The organism is Planobispora longispora (assembly GCF_016863135.1).
In the GTDB taxonomy this organism is placed as follows: domain Bacteria; phylum Actinomycetota; class Actinomycetes; order Streptosporangiales; family Streptosporangiaceae; genus Planobispora; species Planobispora longispora.
The window spans coordinates 17,999-35,867 of the sequence record NZ_BOOH01000028.1; the positions used below are offsets into that span (position 1 = coordinate 17,999).

A 17,869-nucleotide genomic window follows, 5' to 3' on the forward strand; every position below is an offset into this window, starting at 1 on the left:
GGTCCAGCGGTCGCGCGGTACGGCTCAGCGGTAGCTTTGGGTGGAAAACCGGCCGCGTCCCGTCACCCCCTGGGGACCGGCCTCCCACACGACAAGCCGACCCCGGCTTTTGGCAATTCGAGGTGATCATCACGATGCGCGTGTACGACTCGCTCGTGGAGCTGATGGGCAACACCCCGCTCGTACGGCTGCACAAGGTGACGGCGGGTCTGCCCGCCCAGGTGCTCGCCAAGGTCGAGTACTTCAATCCCGGCGGCTCGGTGAAGGACCGGATCGCGGTACGCATGATCGACGCCGCGGAGAAGTCCGGCGAGCTCCGGCCCGGGGGGACGATCGTCGAGCCCACCTCGGGCAACACCGGCGTGGGCCTGGCCATCGTGGCCCAGCAGCGCGGGTACAAGTGCCTGTTCGTGGTGCCGGACAAGGTGGCCCAGGACAAGATCGCGGTGCTGCGGGCCTACGGCGCCGAGGTCGTGGTCTGCCCGACCGCCGTCTCGCCCGACCACCCGAACTCCTACTACTCGGTCTCCGACCGGCTGGCCAGGGAGGTTCCCAACGCCTGGAAGCCGGACCAGTACTCCAACCCGAACAACCCCGACAGCCACTACCACTCCACCGGGCCGGAGATCTGGGAGCAGACCGGGGGACGGATCACCCACTTCGTCGCGGGCGTCGGCACCGGCGGCACGATCAGCGGCGCCGGCCGCTACCTCAAGGAGGTCTCCGGCGGCCGGGTGAAGGTCATCGGCGCCGACCCCGAGGGCTCGGTCTACTCCGGCGGCAGCGGCCGGCCGTACCTGGTGGAGGGCGTCGGCGAGGACATCTGGCCGGCCACCTACGACACCACGATCTGCGACGAGATCATCGCGGTCTCCGACAAGGACTCCTTCGGCATGACCCGGCGGCTGGCGCGCGAGGAGGCCCTGCTGGTGGGCGGCTCCTGCGGCATGGCCGCGGTCGCGGCCCTGCGCGTGGCCAGGCAGGCCGGGCCGGACGACGTGGTCGTGGTCCTGCTGCCCGACGGCGGCCGCGGCTACCTGTCGAAGATCTTCAACGACGAGTGGATGGCCGACTACGGCTTCCTGACGACCTCCTCCGAGGAGGGCCTGGTCAAGGACGTGCTGAGCGGCAAGGGCTCCGGCCTGCCGGAGTTCGTGCACACCCACCCGCACGAGTCGGTGGAGACCGCCATCTCCATCATGCGGGAGTACGGCGTCTCGCAGCTGCCGGTGATGAAGGAGGAGCCGCCGGTCATGGCCGCCGAGGTGGTCGGCTCGATCGTGGAGCGCGACCTGCTCGACGCCCTCTACCGCGGCCGCGTGCGCCCGCAGGACCCGCTGGCCGACCACATGTCCCAGCCGCTGCCCATGATCGGCTCCGGCGAGCCCATCTCCCACGCGGTCGAGGCCCTGGAGAAGGCCGACGCCGCCGTGGTCCTCGACGACGGCAAGCCCGTGGGCCTGCTCACCCGCCAGGACCTGCTGGCCTTCCTGGCGAACCGCTGACCCGCGAGGCGCCCCCTCGCCCGGGACCCGCGAGGGGGCGCCTCTCCCGGTTGTCAGCCCCCGAGCCGCGACGCGTCAGTGTCGCCATGGACAGGGAGTTCGGCGAGGACCTCCCAGGCGCCCTGCGGGGTGAGCCCCGCGTAGAGACGGCCGCCGAGCGCCTCGACGCGCTCGGCCATGCCGACCAGGCCGAAACCGCCGCCGAGGCCGGAGACCCTGGAGTCGGCGGCCGAGCCGTAGTTGCGCACGCGCAGCCGTACGCACGGGCCTGCCAGCCGCAGTTCGGCCTCCACCCAGGCGGTGCCCGGGGCGTGGCGGCGCACGTTCGTCAGGGACTCCTGCAGGACCCGGTGGAGGGTGGTCAGCACCTCGGGGGCCAGGGTGTCGTCGCTGACGCCCTGGCCGACCTCGAAGGCCACCTTCGGGCCGCCGGCCGAGAAGCGCTCCACGAGCGCGCGCATGTCCGCCAGCCTGGTGCCGGGGGTGCGGGCGGCGTCGTCCTCGGCGCGCAGGACGCTGACCAGGCGGCGCATCGAGGTCAGCGCGTCGGCCCCGGCCCCGGCGATCGCGTCGAGCGCGGGCAGGACGGCCTCGGGTTTCTGCTCGGCGACGACCCGGGCGGCCTGGGCCTGGACGACGATCCCGGTGATGTGGTGGGCGACCAGGTCGTGCAGCTCCCTGGCGAGCTCCAGGCGTTCGGACCGCCGTACCGAGTGCACGGCCTCCTTGCGGCGCTCCAGCTGGAAACGCAGGTAGGCGCCGACGCCCGCCGCGACGGACCAGCCGACGAACAGCAGGAAGCCCCCGGCCAGCGAGGCGTCGTCCTGTCCGGTCCGTCCCGCCGACGCCTCCAGCACCACCATCGAGGCCAGCGCGAACACCACGGCGTTCCTGATCGGCTCGATCCAGCGCAGTCCGCCGATGGTGAGGATGAGCAGCGATCCCGTCTCGGCGAACCCGGGGAGGCCGCCGTCCTTGACGATCCCGATGGCGAGGCTGGCCGTGAACGACAGCGCCAGCAGGATCACGAAGGGCCGGATCCGGCTGCGCTGCCGCCGCCACACCGCGTAGATCCCGTAGGCCCCGCAGACGGGGGAGAGGAACTGGGGGCCGTAGGAGGCCGTCACCGCGATCGCGATGTCGAACAGGAGCAGCAGCCCGAGCCAGCACAGCAGGGCGATCTCGCTGAGCCGCTGGATCCAGTAGACGAGCCGGTTGCTTTCCCCCACGGGCATCGAGCCTAGTCCCGGTGGCTGATGCGGCATATCAACCGTTTGGACGAGCTCTGTCCCGGCGAACCGGTCCTTCAGCGGAGGTGCGGCGACGCCCCCGGGACCGATGCTTGAGAGGTCGAAGGGGGAAGAGGAAATGACTGTCATCGGGATCGTGCTGCTGGGCCTCGGGCTCGTCGTCGTGTTGTCGCTGGTGATCGCCGACCCGGTCCTGCTCTCGCGGATCAACGGGGAGCCCGCCGAGGGCGGCAGGGGCCGCCACATCAAGGCGCCGCGCGTCACCGGCGGGGACGCCGACGTGGTCTCGCTCCGGCCGCGTCCCGCGGACGGCTGGGAGTCACGGGCCGCCTAGCCCTCCCGCGCCGCACGGACGGCGGGAGCCGCCTGGTCTCCGCCGCGCCGGACGGGACGGCGGGAGCCGCGTGCCGCCCGCCCTCCGTACACGGCCCGGGCGCCGGGGCGGAGTAGCGTGGGCCGTATGAATGAAGGATTCGAGACCCTGGCCATCCACGCCGGTCAGGAGGCCGACCCCCAGACCGGGGCCGTCGTGCCGCCGATCTACGCGGTGTCCACGTACAAGCAGGACGGCGTGGGCGGGCTGCGCTCCGGATACGAATACAGCCGGTCGGCCAACCCGACCAGGACCGCCCTGGAGGAGGCCATGGCGGCCGTCGAGGGCGGCGTGCGCGGCCTGGCCTTCGCCTCGGGGCTGGCGGCCGAGGACGCCCTGCTGCGTGCGGTCTGCAAGCCGGGCGACCACGTGATCATTCCGAACGACGCCTACGGCGGCACCTACCGGCTCTTCGCCAAGGTGAACGAGCGCTGGGGGCTGCACTACGACCCGGTGGCGCTGGACGACCTGAGCGCGGTGGCGGCCGCCATCACGCAGAAGACGAAGATCGTCTGGGTTGAGACGCCCACCAACCCGCTGCTCGGCGTCTCCGACATCGCCGCCCTGGCCGAGCTCGCCCACGACTGCGGCGCGCTGCTGGTGGTGGACAACACCTTCGCCTCGCCGTACCTCCAGCAGCCGCTGGCGCTGGGCGCGGACATCGTCGTCCACTCCACCACGAAGTACGTCGGCGGCCACTCCGACGTGGTCGGCGGCGCGCTCGTCGCCAAGGACCCCGAGCTGGGCGAGCGGCTCGCCTACCACCAGAACGCGATGGGCGCGGTGGCCGGCCCGTTCGACGCCTGGCTGACGCTGCGCGGCCTCAAGACGCTCGCGGTGCGCATGGATCGCCACTGCGACAACGCCGAGCGGGTGGTCGACCTCCTGCTCGCCCACCCCAAGGTGACCTCGGTGCTCTACCCGGGCCTGCCCGAGCACCCCGGCCACGAGGTGGCGGCCAAGCAGATGAAGCGCTTCGGCGGCATGGTCTCCTTCCGGGTCGCGGGGGGCGAGGCCGAGGCGGTGGAGATCTGCAACCGCGCCAAGCTGTTCACGCTGGGCGAGTCGCTCGGCGGCGTGGAGTCGCTGATCGAGCACCCCGGCCGGATGACCCACGCCTCCGCGGCCGGGTCCCCGCTGGAGGTCCCCGGCGACCTGGTGCGTCTCTCGGTCGGCATCGAGACCGTCGACGACCTCCTGGCCGACCTCACCCAAGCCCTGGGATAGGGCCGCTGTATTCACGGCGGCGCTGCGCGTCGCGGCCCGGGGGTCACGGAGTGGGGTCGCCCCAGACCATCAGCACCAGGATGACCAGCCAGATCACCGAGACCAGCCCGGAGAGCATGGCGATCCGGGCGGTCTGCCCCTTGGCGTCGTCGCCGTCCGCGTCCTCGTCGCCGAGGGCCCGGATGGCGGTCCGCTGGTCCCGCTCCACGATGAACAGGAGCACGGCGGCGACGATGAACAGCGTCATGGAGACCGACAGGTACGGCCTGCCGAGGAACTCCCGGCCGAGCAGCGCGCCGAACAGGAAGACGCCGACGGAGGCGATGGCGTAGGCGCGTGTCGTCCTGTTCAGATAGCGCAGGACGTCGACGTTGCGGGCGCGGATGAACCGGGGAGTGGAGACGGTCGCGGCGGTGACCGGTCCCAGGGCGAAAATCGCGAAACCGATGTGCAGCCAGAGCAGCAGGTCGTTCATGCGCCAGACATTAGCTCCCGGCGATCTCGTCCGGGTACGGCTTGGCGGACCTCGATCGGCCGGGAGTGTCGTCCATCCCCTCCTCCTGCAGGAGGTGGTGGCAGAGCGGGCACGCGTTCCACGGTCTCGCCCGGCAGAGGCCGTGGTCGACCTTCACGCCGAGGAGGCGCCGGGCTCCCGCCGTCGTGACGCCGGGAGCCCGGCCGGTGATCGTGGTCCGGTTGTCCTCGACGTGAATGCTGATCGCGACGAGTGTGAGGACGACGAGGAAAACGGCGAGCACGGCGCCGCCGACTATCAAAGCCGCTGTCCACATGAGCGCCTCCGGGGAAGGCTGGAAACCAGCCTTCCCCGGATATCGCCGTCTTTCAAGACAGGCCGGAACCCTCCCGCTCACGGTCGGGAGTGTCCTGCCGGGTGCGCGGGCGCGAACCCATGATCAGCTCGAACCCCACGATAGCGACGATCATCAACGCGATGAGAATGATCGCGATCATCTGACTCCCTCCCTCCGGGCGGTCGGCGGAAAAACGTTCTCGATAAGAAGGACGGAGGGAACGGGGAATTCGTTGTCACCGGAGGATTACGTTTCGGGTGACAAATGGATTCGGTGGCTTTGCGAGCATCTCGTCCGTTCTGCTCAGAGCACTGCGGCGGTGTGAGTAGGATCACTGGGGAGCTCGTCCCCGTGTGATGGGCCGCCGCCGATCGCAGCGCCGATCGCAGCCGCGGCCGTGCCGGGCGGGCGCCGTGTTCGAGACCGTTCATAAGGCACAAAGGAGTGCCCGTATGGCCGTGGAGCATGTGGAGCCGTACACCGCCGAGTGGCGGCACCAGCCCGTTTTCTACCTGCGCAGGGTCGCGCAGGTGCTGGGCGCGGAGGCCGAGACCTGGTGGGACGGCCCGTGCGATCCGAGGGCCGGCACCATCCGCCTGGCCGGCGGGGAGGCCCTGGTGTGGGACGAGGAGAGCGGCTGGCGCTGGGGGCGTTTCGTCTCCGGCGGCCCGGACGCCTGCACCGTCCTGGCCGGGTCCCGCTATCTCGGCGGCGGCCTGCTGCTCCGCCCCGAGCGGGTTCCGGCGGCCGTGGCCGAGGCCAGGGCCGGGGTGGGCAACAGCACGGCCTGGCGCCCCTGCTACCGCTCCTACCGGCACTACCGCGACGGCTTCGACGTCGCGCTCAACGGCTACATGGCCCACGCCTGACCCCACGGGCCCGCTGACCTGACGGGCCCGCTGACCTGACGGGGCCGCGCCCGGACGTCCGGGCGGCCCCTTCGCGGAGTCCCGCGCCCGGCGCGCGACCGGCGGGCCCCGGGAGGGCCTACCGGGCGCGGCGGGCGCGCAGGAAGTCGCTGACGACATACTCCCCGAGGCGCTCGGGGCTGGGAGAGAAGACCCGGCCGCCGTTGCGCCGGGCGACCTCGTCCACGAACTCCTTCAGCCGCTCGTCCTCGGCGAGCATGAACACGTTGAGCGTCGCCCGGCGCCGGGTCATCTTGTCCACCTCGGACAGCGTCAGCTCCAGGGTCTCCGGAGTGGGCGGCCACTCGAAGGCGTAGGAGCCGTTGCGGCGCAGGTGCGAGGTCGGCTCGCCGTCGGTGACCACGAGCACGACCGGCTCGAAGTCGGGATGGCGGTCCAGATGGCGGCCCGCGATCAGCAGGGCGTGGTGCAGGTTCGTGCCCTGGACCATGTCCCACTCCAGCCCGGCCAGCTCGTCGGGCGCAAGGACCCTGGCGTAGTTGGAGAAGCCGATGATCTGCACCGAGTCCTGCGGGAACTTGGAGCTGACCAGGGCCTGCAGGGCCATCGCGGTCTGTTTGGCCGCCGCCCAGGTGCCGCGCAGGGCCATCGAGTAGGACAGGTCGACCAGCAGGCAGACCGCCGCGGCCGTGCGCCGCTCGGTCTCGGCCACCTCGAAGTCGTCCACCGACAGGGTCACCGCGCCGCCCCGGCCCGCGCCGCGCCGTACGCCGTTGACGACCGTGCGGACCACGTCGATGGGCTGCTCGTCGCCGAACCGCCAGGGGCGGGTGGAGCCGGTGAGCTCCCCGGCGGCGCCCGCGTCCGTCTGGTCGTGGTCGCCGCGGCGGCCGGCGTCGAGGGAGGCGAAGACGCGGCGCAGGGCGGTCTCGCCGAGGCGGCGGACGGCCTTGGGGGTGAGTTCGAGCCTGCCGCGCTGGCGGCGGAGGTAGCCCTGCTGCTCCAGCTCGCGCTCGATCTGCTTGAGCGCGTTCAGGTCGTCGACGGCCGAGCGGCCGAGCGCGCGCCGGACCGCCGCCTCGTCGACGTCGTCGATGCTGGCGCCCGGGTAGTCCTGGCGGAGCGCGGCCTCCAGCTGGGTCAGGTCGGCGAGCTCGTCCAGCGCGGTCACCGCGTCGCCCATGCCCAGCGGCTGGTCGCCGGTGAGGCGCTCGGGGGTGTGCCAGGCCAGGTCGGGGCGGCGGGCGTAGAGGGAGTCGCCCAGCCGGCGCATCTGCTCGGCCAGTCCCGTCTGCTCCAGCGTCTGGTTGATCAGATTGGCGAGCTCCTCCCGCTGCTGCGGAGTGAGCGAGGCCAGCAGGCGCTGGGTCGCCGCGGCCCGGCGGGCCAGGCTGTCGACGAGCTCCTCCAGGTTCCGCGGGGAGTCCGGGAACATGTCCCCATATTTCGACATGAAGCTATCGAAATCATCCTGGGTGTGCTCGCCCCGGGCGTCCCGGTCGAGCATGTCGTTCAGCTCCGACATCATCTGGCGGACCCGCTCCATGGCCGCCGGGTCGGGATCGGCCAGCGCCTGCCGCATGCCCTGGAACTGGCTGTCGAGCACCTCCCTGCGCAGCAGGTCGCGCAGCTCCTCGAAGGTCCGCCGGGCGGCCTCCGAGCGCCAGTCGTAGGCGCTCAGATCCTGGATCGCCCCGGCCGGGTCGTCCGGAACGGCGTCGAGCCGGGTCTCGCGGAACCGGGCGTCGTCGGAGGGATCGGGGAACAGCTCCGCCCGCTCCTGGCCGATCGCCTTGTCCAGCAGCGCCCTGGCCCGCTCCAGGGTCCCGTCCAGCCGGCCGCGCTCACGCAGCTCGCGGCGGCGGCGCCGTACCTCGCGGAGCAGCTCGTCCAGCCCGCGCCGGTTGTCCGCGTCGGGCAGGCCCTGCCGGAGCAGGTCGCGCAGGGCGTGACCGGGGTTGGACCCGGACAGGATGGAGTCGCCCATCCTGTCCAGCGCCGAACGCACGTCGTACGGCGGGGCGAGCGGGTCGGGCCCGTCGCGGTACTCGCCATAGCGGTAGCTCATGCCACTCCGCCCTCACAGCTCATGTACTCAGGTACGGCCTTCGCGGCTCACGTGCGGTAGACCGCCGCGCCGTCCGCCTCGTCCTTGGACAGGCGGCGCAGGAGGTAGAGCCCCTCCAGGGTGAACTCCAGCGCCGCCGCCGCGTGCCCGGGGGACTCGTCGCCGATGCCGAGCCGCGACATGATCTTGGCCAGGCCGGTCACCGGGCCGATCGCGCGGAGCAGCTCGGCGGCGGGCACCATGGGCCCGGACTCCACCTGCGCGCCCTCGGAGAACTTCTCCAGCAGCACCGTCAGGTCCATGCCGCCGAGCGTGCCGCGGAAGGTCTCGGCCACGGCCCGGCGGAGCAGGTGCGCCAGGACGTCGGTCTCCCGCCCCTCCTCGCTGACCTCGAACTCCACCTTGCCGCGGAGCGTGTGCACGATGCCGGGGAGGTCGGCCACCCGGGTCACCGCGTGCTCCTCGCCGGTCAGCGCGGCCCGCCGTACGGCGGAGGCGGCGGCGGTCTCGGCGGCGGCGATGGAGAAACGGACCGAGACGCCGGAGCGCGAGTCGACCGCGGTGGACTCGCGGACCAGCCGGGTGAAGCGCGCGATCACCTCGATCAGGTGGTCGGGGAGGTCGGCGCCCACGTGGTCGAGCGCGGCCTCCTGGCGGATGAGCGTGAGCTCGGCCTCGACCGAGAGCGGGTAGTGGGTGCGGATCTCGGCGCCGAAGCGGTCCTTGAGCGGGGTGATGATCCGGCCGCGGTTGGTGTAGTCCTCCGGGTTGGCGCTGGCGATCAGCAGGATGTCCAGGGGCAGGCGCAGGTTGTAGCCCCGGACCTGGATGTCGCGCTCCTCCAGCACGTTGAGCAGCGACACCTGGATGCGCTCGGCCAGGTCGGGCAGCTCGTTGACGGAGAAGACGCCCCGGTTGCTCCGCGGGACCAGGCCGTAGTGCACGGTCTCCGGGTCGCCGAGCGTGCGCCCCTCGGCGATCCTGACCGGGTCGATGTCGCCGATCAGGTCGCCCACGGAGGTGTCGGGGGTGGCGAGCTTCTCCCCGTAGCGGGCGTCGCGGTGCCGCCAGGAGATCGGGAGGTCCTCGCCCGCGGACTCCGCCAGGCGGCGGCAGCGGACGCAGGAGGGGGCGTAGGGGTGGTCGTTGATCTCGCAGCCGTCCACGACCGGGGTCCACTCGTCGAGCAGCCCGGAGACGGTGCGGATGAGCCGGGTCTTGCCCTGGCCGCGCTCGCCCAGCAGGACGAGGTCGTGCCCGGCGAGAAGCGCCCGCTCCAGCTGGGGCAGGACGGTGTCGTCGAAGCCGATGATGCCCGGGAACCGCGGCTGCCCCGACCGGAGGCGGGCCAGGAGGTTCTCGCGGATCTCGGCCTTGACGGTGCGGTGGATATGGCCACTCGCGCGAAGCTCGCGCAGAGTCTGTGGCTCTGGGATGTTCCGTGGCTCTGGAATGTCAGGCACGGGAACGAGACTACGTCGCCGGAGGCGAAACCGGCAGCCTCATCACTCTCCTCCCCCCTCCTCCCGATTTCGGATCTTGACCATTGCGTGACGGTCGGCATGCGTGCTCTTCCGCGCAGTGGGGAGAATCGCTCCAGGAAAAGCTTTGAGGAGTCAGGGAAGTCACTCCGGACGTGAAGGCTTCGGACAAGAGGGGAGGCGAGACGGGTGGCATTGTTGACAAGTCGCTTCTCCGATGGTCTCGCCGTGGACTCCGACCTGGTCGCGGCGGCCGAGTCGGCGGTGGGCCAGGCCCTGCGCGGGCTGAGCGGGCCACCGGACCTGGTCTGTTTCTTCGTCTGCGGTGACGACCCGGAGGAAGTGGCCCGCGCCGGCCGGCGCGCGATGAGCCTGGCCTCGGGCGCCACGGTGATCGGCTGCAGCGCGACCGGGGTGATCGGGGCGGGGCAGGGGGTCGAGGTGGCGCCGTCGGTCAGCGCGTGGGCCGCCACCCTCGACGGAGCCCGGCTGACCACCTTCGCGCTGGACAGCCTGCGCGCCGAGGACCGGTTCGTCGTCGTCGGCCTCCCCGAGCGCCGCGCCGACGACCGGGTGGCCATCCTGCTCGCCGACCCCTACAGCTTCCCCGCCGACGGCTTCGTCGAGCGCTCGGACGAGGTCCTCGGGAACCTCCCGCTGGTCGGCGGCCTGGCCAACGCCTTCCAGGGCCGGGACGCGGTGCGGCTCTTCGCCGACGGAGAGGTCTACACCGAGGGCGCCGTCGGTGTGATCATCGGTGGCGCGGTCAGCGTCAGCACGGTGGTCAGCCAGGGCTGCCGCCCGATCGGCCCGTCCATGGCGGTCACCCGTGTCGAGGACAACCTGCTGCTCGAACTCGCCGGGCAGCCCGCCCTGGCCCGCCTGGAGGAGATCGTCAGCGCGCTGGACGAGGAGGACCGCGACCTGGTCGCCGCGGGCCTGCAGATCGGCATCGCGATGAACGAGTACGCCGAGCGGCACGAGCACGGCGACTTCCTGATCCGGGGGGTGCTCGGCATCGACCCCGACCGGGAGGCCGTGGCGATCGGCGACGTCGTCGAGATCGGCCGTACCGTCCGCTTCCAGGTCCGCGACGCCGCGACCGCCGACGAGGACCTCTACGAACTGCTCGACACCCACCGCGAGCAGTTCGGGCGGGTGGACGGCGCGCTGCTGTTCGCGTGCAACGGCCGCGGATCGGCCATGTTCGGCACCGCCGACCACGACACGATGGCGGTCAACGACACGCTGGGCCCCATCGGCGTGGCCGGCTTCTTCGCGGCCGGGGAGATCGGTCCCGTCGGCGACCAGAACCACGTGCACGGGTTCACCGCGTGCCTGCTGGCCTTCTCCTCCCGCGCGCCCGGTGATCACCCTTATGATCGGTGAATGTCCGATTCTGTGCTCGCCATCGACATCGGCGGGACGAAGCTCGCCGCCGCCCTGATCGGCCCGGACGGAGACATCCGGGTGGCGGAGCGGGTCGCGACGCCGCCCGGCGGTGACGCCCGCACGCTGTGGGAGGCGCTCGACGGGCTGGTCTGCGACGTCACCGGCGACACCGCGGTCACCGGGGTCGGGATCGGCTGCGGCGGGCCGATGACCTGGCCTGAGGGGGCGGTCTCCCCGCTGAACATGCCGGGCTGGCGGGCCTTCCCGCTCCGGGACCGGCTGGCCGGGCGTTTCCCCGGCGTCCCGGTCCGCATCCACAATGACGCCGTCTGCGTGGCGGCGGCCGAGCACTGGCGGGGCGCCGGGCGGGGCAGCTCCAACATGCTCGGCATGGTCGTGTCCACGGGCGTGGGCGGCGGACTGATCCTCGGCGGCCGGCTGATCGACGGCGGCAGCGGCAACGCGGGCCACATCGGGCACGTCGTGGTCGACCCGGACGGCCCCGCCTGCGAGTGCGGCGGCCGCGGCTGCCTGGAGGCCGTCGCCCGCGGCCCCGGCCTGGCGGCGTGGGCGGTCGGGCAGGGGTGGGTCCCGGGCCGGGCGACGGCCGAGGGTGCCGAGACTCCGGCCTACGCCGAGGCGGCGACCGCCACCGGGCGGCAGCTCGCGCTGACGGCCGAGGGCGTCGAGACTCCGGCTTACGTCGAGGCGGCGACCGCCACCGGGCGGCAGCTCGCGCTGGACGCCGCGGCGGGGGACGCCGTCGCCCTGACCGCCATGCGCAGGGCCGGGCGGGCGCTCGGCCTGGCCATCGCCTCCGCCACCCACCTGTGCGATCTCGACGTGGTCACCGTCGGCGGCGGCCTCTCCCAGTCGGGATCCCTGCTGTTCGACCCGCTGGAGGAGACCCTCCGCGCCCACGCCGGGCTGGACTTCGCCCGGCGCGTCCGCGTGGTCCCGGCCGCCCTCGGCCAGGACGCCGGCCTCGTCGGCGCCGCCGCCCTCATCCTCGCCGCCGACCGCTACTGGTCCCCCGAGGACTAGCGGCTCTCCCGGGATCGGCGGCGCCGGGCTCCGCCGGATGAGACGCGGTCGCCGTGCGGACCCCGGCTCACCAGGTGGCGGGCTTGCCCTGCCGGAAGAGCCAGACGTCGAAGAGGGCGTCGAGCTGCTTGCCGGAGAGCCGCTCGGCGAGGGCGATGAACTCCTCGGTCGTGACGTATCCGTACTTGTGGTCGGTGGTCCACGTCTTCAACAGGTCGAAGAAGACCTGGTCGCCGATGCGCTGCCGGAGGGCGTGCAGGGCCATCCCGCCGCGGGTGTAGACCGAGTTGTTGAACAGGTCGTCGGGCTCGGCGCGGCCCGGGGGGTAGGACCAGATCGGGTCGTCGTCGTCCGCCGAGTAGTGCCGGCGGAAGATCTGCTCGGCGGTGGACTTGCCCTGGTGCTCGGACCAGATCCACTCGGAGTAGGTGGCGAAGCCCTCGTTGAGCCACAGGTCCTTCCACCGGGTGATGCTCAGGCTGTTGCCGAACCATTGGTGGGCCAGCTCGTGGGCGATGATGTCCTCGTCGGGGTCGAACCCCCCGTACATGGGCTTGGTCTGGTTCTCCAGGGCGTAGCCCGCGGAGAAGTCGTCCACCACGCCGCCGGTCGAGGAGAACGGGTAGGGGCCGAACACCGTGGCCCAGTGATCGGTGATCTTCCCCGAGAGGGTGTAGAGGTCGTCCAGCGAGTCGCGGTAGCGCGGATCGACGGCGGCCAGGTTCTTGATGCCCGAGGCCGTCTCGCCCTCGCGCAGCTCGAACCGGCCCAGCGTCATGGTGGCCAGGTAGGTCACCATCGGGTGCTTCTCCCGCCAGACGTAGGTCGTCTTGCCGTCGCGGGTCACCGGCTCGCCGTCCAGCTCGCCGTTGGCCAGCGCGGTCAGCCCGGCCGGGACGGTGATCTCGAAGTCGAACAGGGCCTTGTCGGCCGGGTGGTCGTTGCCGGGGAACCAGGTCTTGGCGCCGTTCGGCTCGCAGGTGACGAAGGCCCCGTCGCGGGTCGGGATGAACCCGTAGGTGCCGAGGTTGGAGGAGCCTCTGACCGGCTTGGGCTCCCCGGCGTAGACGACCTCGACGGTGAAGGCCGCGCCCGCGGGGATCGGGTTGACGGGGGCAACGGTCAGCTCGTCTCCGGACCGTTCGAACGCGAGGCCCCGCTGCCACGAGTCGCCGCCGTCGCTCACCGAGATCCGCTCGATCGTGAACCCGGACAGGTCGAGGTTGAAGCTGGTCAGCTCGTGGAGGGCCTTCGCCTTGATCGTGGCCACCCCGGACAGGTGCCTGGACTCCGGGGTGTAGCCGAGCTTCAGGGCGTAGTGCTCGACGTCGTAGCCGCCGTTGCCGTCGCCGGGGAAGTCGGGGTCGCCGATCCCGGGCGCGCCCGGGCCCGCTGCGGCGGGCGGGGGGCTCGCGGGCGAGGCGATGCCGGGCGGCGCGGTGCTCTGCGCGGCGGGGGCGCCGGTCTCGCCGGCCCCGGAGCAGCCCAGTGCGAACAGAAGGACGGTGGTTGCCGCGACGGCCGGCCGACCCGACGCCATGCCGAGAGTCCCCTTTCCGGCCCGGACGGTGCCGGGGCGCAGATTCGCAAGCCTACGCGAGCTCGCGTTTCCGGGCACTCACTTAGCGTGACGGACTGGAAAGTGTGACGGGGCCGTCGCCGGGACCCGCGGCGGGGCCTCTGCGGGAACGGCCCTGCCGCGGCTCGTCACGGCTCGTCGCGGTGGCGCCGCCCGCCGCCGCGTCCGCGCCGCCGTGTCGTCGCACGGCGACGCGGGTCACGGACCGTCACGCGGCTCACAGGTTGCCGCGGAGCTCCTGCTCGCGCTCGATGGCCTCGAACAGGGCCTTGAAGTTGCCCTTGCCGAAGCCGAGCGAGCCGTGGCGCTCGATGAGCTCGAAGAACACCGTCGGCCGGTCCTGGACCGGCTTGGTGAAGATCTGCAGCAGGTAGCCGTCCTCGTCGCGGTCGACCAGGATCTTGCGCTTCTTCAGCTCCTCGATCGGGGCGCGGACCTCGCCGATGCGGGCGCGCAGCTCCGGGTCGTCGTAGTAGGAGTCGGGCGTGTCCAGGAACTGCACCCCGGCCGCGCGCATGTGGTCGACGGCGGCGAGGATGTCGTTGGTGGCCAGCGCGATGTGCTGCACGCCCGGACCGCCGTAGAAGTCGAGGTACTCGTCGATCTGCGACTTCTTCTTGGCGATCGCCGGCTCGTTGAGCGGGAACTTCACCTTGCGGGTGCCGTCCGCGACGACCTTGGACATCAGCGCGGAGTACTCGGTGGCGATGTCGTCGCCGATGAACTCCGCCATGTTGGTGAAGCCCATGACCCGCTTGTAGAACTCCACCCACTCGTCCATCTTGCCGAGCTCCACGTTGCCGACGCAGTGGTCGACGGCCTGGAAGACCCGGTTGTTCTTCACGTCCGGCGGGGCGACCATCGGCTCGGCGGCGACGTAGCCGGGCAGGTACGGCCCGCTGTAGTTGGAGCGGTCGACCAGCGTGTGCCGGGTCTTGCCGTAGGTGGCGATCGCGGCGATGACGACCTTGCCGTGGTCGTCCTCCAGGGTGTACGGCTCCGCCAGGCCCTTGGCGCCCTGGGCGAGGGCGTGGGCGTAGGCGGCCTCCACGTCCGGGACCTCGATGGCCAGGTCGATCACGCCGTCGCTGTGCTCGGCCACGTGCCGGGCGAGGTCGGTGCCCGGGCGCAGCGAGCCGCGCAGCTCGAAGCGGGCGCTGCCGGAGGTGAGGACATAGGCGACCTCGTCACGGCTGCCGTTCTCCGGGCCCTTGTAGGCCACGAGCCGCATTCCGAACGCGGTGGAGTAATAGTGGGCGGCCTGCTTGGCGTTGCCCACGGCGAAGACCACGGCGTCCATGCCGTTCACGGGAAAGGCGTCACTCATGCCCCCACTGTCTGTTTTGCTGGGCTGGTTGTGCAACAGTTACTTATTTGGGTGGACAATCTGTACAGCTACTGACCAGTCAGCGCGAAGGCTCTGTACACCATGACGATCGATCGGCTCGACGCCCGGCTCATCTCCCTGCTGACCGAGGAGCCGAAGCTGGGCGTGCTGGAGTGCTCCCGGCGGCTCGGGGTGGCGCGGGGGACCGTCCAGGCCCGCCTCGACCGGCTGGCCGAGCGGGGAGTGATCACCGGTTACGGTCCCGACGTCGCCCCCGCCGCGCTCGGCTACGACGTGACCGCCTTCGTCACCCTGCAGATCCGCCAGGTCAGCGGGCACGACCCGGTCGCCGACCAGCTCGCGGGGATCCCGGAGGTGCTGGAGGTCCACACGATCACCGGCGGCGACGACATGCACTGCCGGGTGGTGGCGCGCAGCAACGCCGACCTGCAGCGGGTCATCGACCTGATCGTCGACGTCCGGGGAGTGGTCAGGACCTCCTCGGTGATCGCCCTCGACACGCCGGTGCCATATCGGATCCTGCCTTTGGTGAATGATGTCCCGCGCAGGGGGAACTCGTAGCCGTACCATCCGAGAAGGAATCAGACTTCGTTATCCATCGTTTACCCTTAACGGTTCGCGCAGCTGAGGGGGGCGGCGCGGCCTCGAACGGGGGGTGTTGGACAGGTGGGGAAGGGCAGTCGCGGGAAAAGACTGCTGCGGGCCGGGCTCGTCGTCCTCGGCGTCGGTTTCGTCGCGGCTCTGGGCCTGTTCGCGGTGGCCTGGGCGATGACCCCGATTCCGGACAGCACGCAGGACGGCGCGACCGCGCAGGGATCGGTGATCTACTACCGCGACGGCAAGACCGTCCTCGCCAAGCAGGGGGTCAACCGCAGGACCGTGAGCCTGGACAAGGTTCCCGAGAGCCTGCGGAACGCGGTCATCGCCGCCGAGAACCGCTCTTTCTACACCGACAGCGGCGTGTCCCTGAAGGGAAGCGCGCGGGCCGTGTGGTCCACGGTCACCGGGCAGCAGCTCCAGGGCGGCTCCACGATCACCCAGCAGATGGTCCGCAACTACTACAGCGGCCTCAGCCAGGAGCGGTCCGCCGTCCGCAAGCTCAAAGAGATCATGATCTCCCTGAAGGTCGACCGGTCCAAGTCCAAGGACTGGGTCCTGGAGCAGTACCTCAACACGATCTACTTCGGCCGGGGCGCCCACGGCGTCCAGGCCGCCGCCGACGCCTACTTCCGCAAGGACGTCTCCAAGCTGACCGTCGCCGAGAGCGCCTACCTGGCCTCGGTGATCCAGCAGCCGACCCGGTTCGCCGAGCCCCAGGGCGCCGACCTGGAGGCGGTCAGGGCCCGCTGGCAGTGGGTGATCGACGGCATGGTGCAGACCGGCGCGCTGTCGGCGGACGAGGCCGCCGGGGTCCGGTTCCCGAAGCTGAAGGAGGCCCGGGAGGTCTTCACGCCCAAGGGGCAGGAAGGCTACATGCTCGACCAGGTCATGACCGAGCTGGCCCAGATGGGATACACCCGCGAGGTCGTCAACCAGGGCGGCCTGAAGATCGTGACCACCTTCGACCGGAAGCTCATGGCGGCGGCCGAGCAGGCCGTCAACTCGGTCCTGCCGGAGGACACCCCCAAGAAGGTCCGCACCGGACTGGCCGCGGTCGACCCCGCCACCGGTGAGGTGCTGGCCTTCTACGGCGGGCGGAGCTACGCCGCCAACAAGTACGACAACGCCTTCTCCGCCAAGGTCCAGGCGGGCTCCACCTTCAAGGCGTACGCGCTGGCGGCGGCCCTGGAGGACGGCCGCTTCACCCTCGACACGCGGGTCGAGGGCAACTCGCCCATGCGGGTCGCCACCGCCCCCAAGGGCATCCCCAACTCCGGCGGGGTCTCCTACGGCCAGGTCAACCTGGTCAAGGCCATGCGGCATTCGGTGAACACCGCGTTCGTGGACCTCGGCCAGCAGGTCGGCCTCGACAAGGTCGTCAAGGCCGCCGAGGTCGCGGGCATCCCGGCCGCCCAGCTCGCGCCGCACCAGGGGGCGGCCACCCTGCCGCTGGGCGTGGCCTCGGTGAGCGCCGTGCAGAACGCCTCCGGCTACGCCACCTTCGCCGCGGACGGCGTCTACCGCAAGCCCCACGTGATCCGCTCGGTCAGGGACGCCGACGGCACCGACAAGGTGTCCGTCAAGGGCGTCCAGGCGTTCTCCGAGCAGACCGCCGCCGACGTCACCTACACGCTGACCAAGGTCGTCACCGGGGGCACCGGCACCGCCGCCCGCCTCTACGAGCGCCCCGCGGCCGGCAAGACCGGCACCACCGACAAGTCGGCCGCCGCCTGGTTCGCCGGATACACCCCGCAGCTCGCCGTCGCGGTGGACATGTTCCGCGACGACAACAAGCCGGTGGTGGTCGGCGGGAGCGTCCAGTACGGCGGGCAGTACCCCGCCCAGATCTGGCGCGCGTTCATGGCCGAGGCGATGGAGGGCGAGCCCGTCGAGCAGTTCCCCGAGCCCTCGACGCGCGGCTACTCGCCCCCCTACGGGTACGACCCCTTCCCCGACCAGGACGGCGAGTACGGCGGCGACGAGTTCATCGAGCCGACTCCGCAGCCGGAGCCGACGCCCGTCCCGACCCCGGAGGAGACGGAGGAGCCGGCCCCCGACGTGACGGTCGTCCCCACCCCCGACGGCCCGGGCGACGGCACCGGCGACGGCGGGGGCGGGAACGGTGACGGCACCGGCAACGGCAACGGCGGGGGAGGCGACGGCACCGGCGACGGCAACGGAGACGGCGGAGACTGGTCCGGCGGCGGTGGCGACGGGACCGGCAACGGAGGCGGCGGAGACAGAGGCGACAGCGGCCTCCCCACCGGCGGCCGGACGGGCCAGGTGGCCGAGCCCCGCATCACCGGCTGACCCGGAGCTAG

16 protein-coding genes are annotated in these 17,869 nt (G+C 71.6%); 8 read left to right on the forward strand and 8 right to left on the reverse strand.

Going from position 1 to position 17,869, the window contains the following annotated elements; genetic code table 11:
• The first annotated feature begins 134 nt into the window (after window positions 1–134).
• Window positions 135–1,505 (forward strand): cystathionine beta-synthase, encoded by a 1,371-nt coding sequence (locus tag Plo01_RS18305; protein WP_203891837.1) that lies wholly within the window; start codon window positions 135–137, stop codon window positions 1,503–1,505.
• A gap of 53 nt (window positions 1,506–1,558) precedes the next feature.
• Here the strand turns inward: Plo01_RS18305 and Plo01_RS18310 are convergent, their stop codons facing one another.
• Window positions 1,559–2,734, reverse strand: coding sequence for a sensor histidine kinase (locus tag Plo01_RS18310; protein ID WP_203891838.1), 1,176 nt, complete (start codon window positions 2,732–2,734; stop codon window positions 1,559–1,561).
• A gap of 139 nt (window positions 2,735–2,873) precedes the next feature.
• Here Plo01_RS18310 and Plo01_RS18315 point away from each other — a divergent pair, with 139 nt between their 5' ends.
• Both Plo01_RS18315 and Plo01_RS18320 read left to right on the forward strand, forming a co-directional pair.
• Entirely contained in the window at window positions 2,874–3,089 is a 216-nt protein-coding gene (locus Plo01_RS18315; RefSeq protein WP_203891839.1) for a hypothetical protein, read from the forward strand.
• A 126-nt stretch (window positions 3,090–3,215) separates the two neighbouring features.
• Complete coding sequence (locus tag Plo01_RS18320) at window positions 3,216–4,355, forward strand: cystathionine gamma-synthase (protein ID WP_203891840.1); 1,140 nt, start codon at window positions 3,216–3,218, stop codon at window positions 4,353–4,355.
• 43 nt (window positions 4,356–4,398) lie between these two features.
• Here the strand turns inward: Plo01_RS18320 and Plo01_RS18325 are convergent, their stop codons facing one another.
• From Plo01_RS18325 to Plo01_RS41000, 3 genes are read right to left on the reverse strand one after another with little or no spacing between them, the layout of a single operon-like run.
• A complete protein-coding gene (locus Plo01_RS18325) occupies window positions 4,399–4,830 on the reverse strand; it encodes a hypothetical protein (protein ID WP_203891841.1) in 432 nt (143 codons plus the stop codon).
• A 10-nt stretch (window positions 4,831–4,840) separates the two neighbouring features.
• The gene (locus Plo01_RS18330; RefSeq protein WP_203891842.1) at window positions 4,841–5,146 is read right to left on the reverse strand and encodes a hypothetical protein; all 306 of its coding nucleotides are present in this window, start codon (window positions 5,144–5,146) and stop codon (window positions 4,841–4,843) included.
• Between the two features lie 52 nt (window positions 5,147–5,198).
• Window positions 5,199–5,327, reverse strand: a complete 129-nt coding sequence (locus tag Plo01_RS41000) for a hypothetical protein (RefSeq protein ID WP_275415400.1) — start codon at window positions 5,325–5,327, stop codon at window positions 5,199–5,201.
• 292 nt (window positions 5,328–5,619) lie between these two features.
• On the opposite strand from Plo01_RS41000, the gene Plo01_RS18335 reads away from it, so the two are divergent.
• A complete protein-coding gene (locus Plo01_RS18335; protein WP_203891843.1) occupies window positions 5,620–6,036 on the forward strand; it encodes a DUF6292 family protein in 417 nt (138 codons plus the stop codon).
• 118 nt (window positions 6,037–6,154) lie between these two features.
• Here the strand turns inward: Plo01_RS18335 and Plo01_RS18340 are convergent, their stop codons facing one another.
• Together Plo01_RS18340 and Plo01_RS18345 are read right to left on the reverse strand one after the other, a co-directional pair.
• The gene (locus tag Plo01_RS18340; protein WP_203891844.1) at window positions 6,155–8,104 is read right to left on the reverse strand and encodes a vWA domain-containing protein; all 1,950 of its coding nucleotides are present in this window, start codon (window positions 8,102–8,104) and stop codon (window positions 6,155–6,157) included.
• Window positions 8,105–8,151: 47 nt separating this feature from the next.
• Window positions 8,152–9,558 (reverse strand): sigma 54-interacting transcriptional regulator, encoded by a 1,407-nt coding sequence (locus tag Plo01_RS18345; RefSeq protein WP_203891918.1) that lies wholly within the window; start codon window positions 9,556–9,558, stop codon window positions 8,152–8,154.
• Between the two features lie 255 nt (window positions 9,559–9,813).
• Between Plo01_RS18345 and Plo01_RS18350 the strand changes: the two genes are divergently transcribed.
• Both Plo01_RS18350 and Plo01_RS18355 read left to right on the forward strand, forming a co-directional pair.
• Window positions 9,814–10,974, forward strand: coding sequence for an FIST signal transduction protein (locus Plo01_RS18350; RefSeq protein WP_239316596.1), 1,161 nt, complete (start codon window positions 9,814–9,816; stop codon window positions 10,972–10,974).
• Window positions 10,975–12,021 carry an ROK family protein gene (locus Plo01_RS18355; protein ID WP_203891845.1) on the forward strand — a complete coding sequence of 349 codons (1,047 nt, stop codon included), beginning with the start codon at window positions 10,975–10,977 and terminating at the stop codon, window positions 12,019–12,021. It begins immediately after the preceding gene.
• 67 nt (window positions 12,022–12,088) lie between these two features.
• Here Plo01_RS18355 and Plo01_RS18360 read toward each other — a convergent pair whose 3' ends face one another.
• Together Plo01_RS18360 and hppD are read right to left on the reverse strand one after the other, a co-directional pair.
• On the reverse strand, window positions 12,089–13,561 hold the full coding sequence (locus Plo01_RS18360) for a M1 family metallopeptidase (RefSeq protein ID WP_203891846.1): 1,473 nt from the start codon (window positions 13,559–13,561) through the stop codon (window positions 12,089–12,091).
• A 256-nt stretch (window positions 13,562–13,817) separates the two neighbouring features.
• Window positions 13,818–14,927: a 4-hydroxyphenylpyruvate dioxygenase gene (hppD, locus tag Plo01_RS18365; protein ID WP_203891847.1), complete on the reverse strand. Its 1,110-nt coding sequence runs from the start codon at window positions 14,925–14,927 to the stop codon at window positions 13,818–13,820.
• A gap of 102 nt (window positions 14,928–15,029) precedes the next feature.
• Here hppD and Plo01_RS18370 point away from each other — a divergent pair, with 102 nt between their 5' ends.
• Window positions 15,030–15,509: an Lrp/AsnC family transcriptional regulator gene (locus Plo01_RS18370; RefSeq protein WP_203891848.1), complete on the forward strand. Its 480-nt coding sequence runs from the start codon at window positions 15,030–15,032 to the stop codon at window positions 15,507–15,509.
• Between the two features lie 105 nt (window positions 15,510–15,614).
• A complete protein-coding gene (locus tag Plo01_RS18375; protein WP_203891849.1) occupies window positions 15,615–17,858 on the forward strand; it encodes a transglycosylase domain-containing protein in 2,244 nt (747 codons plus the stop codon).
• The last annotated feature ends 11 nt before the right edge of the window (window positions 17,859–17,869 follow it).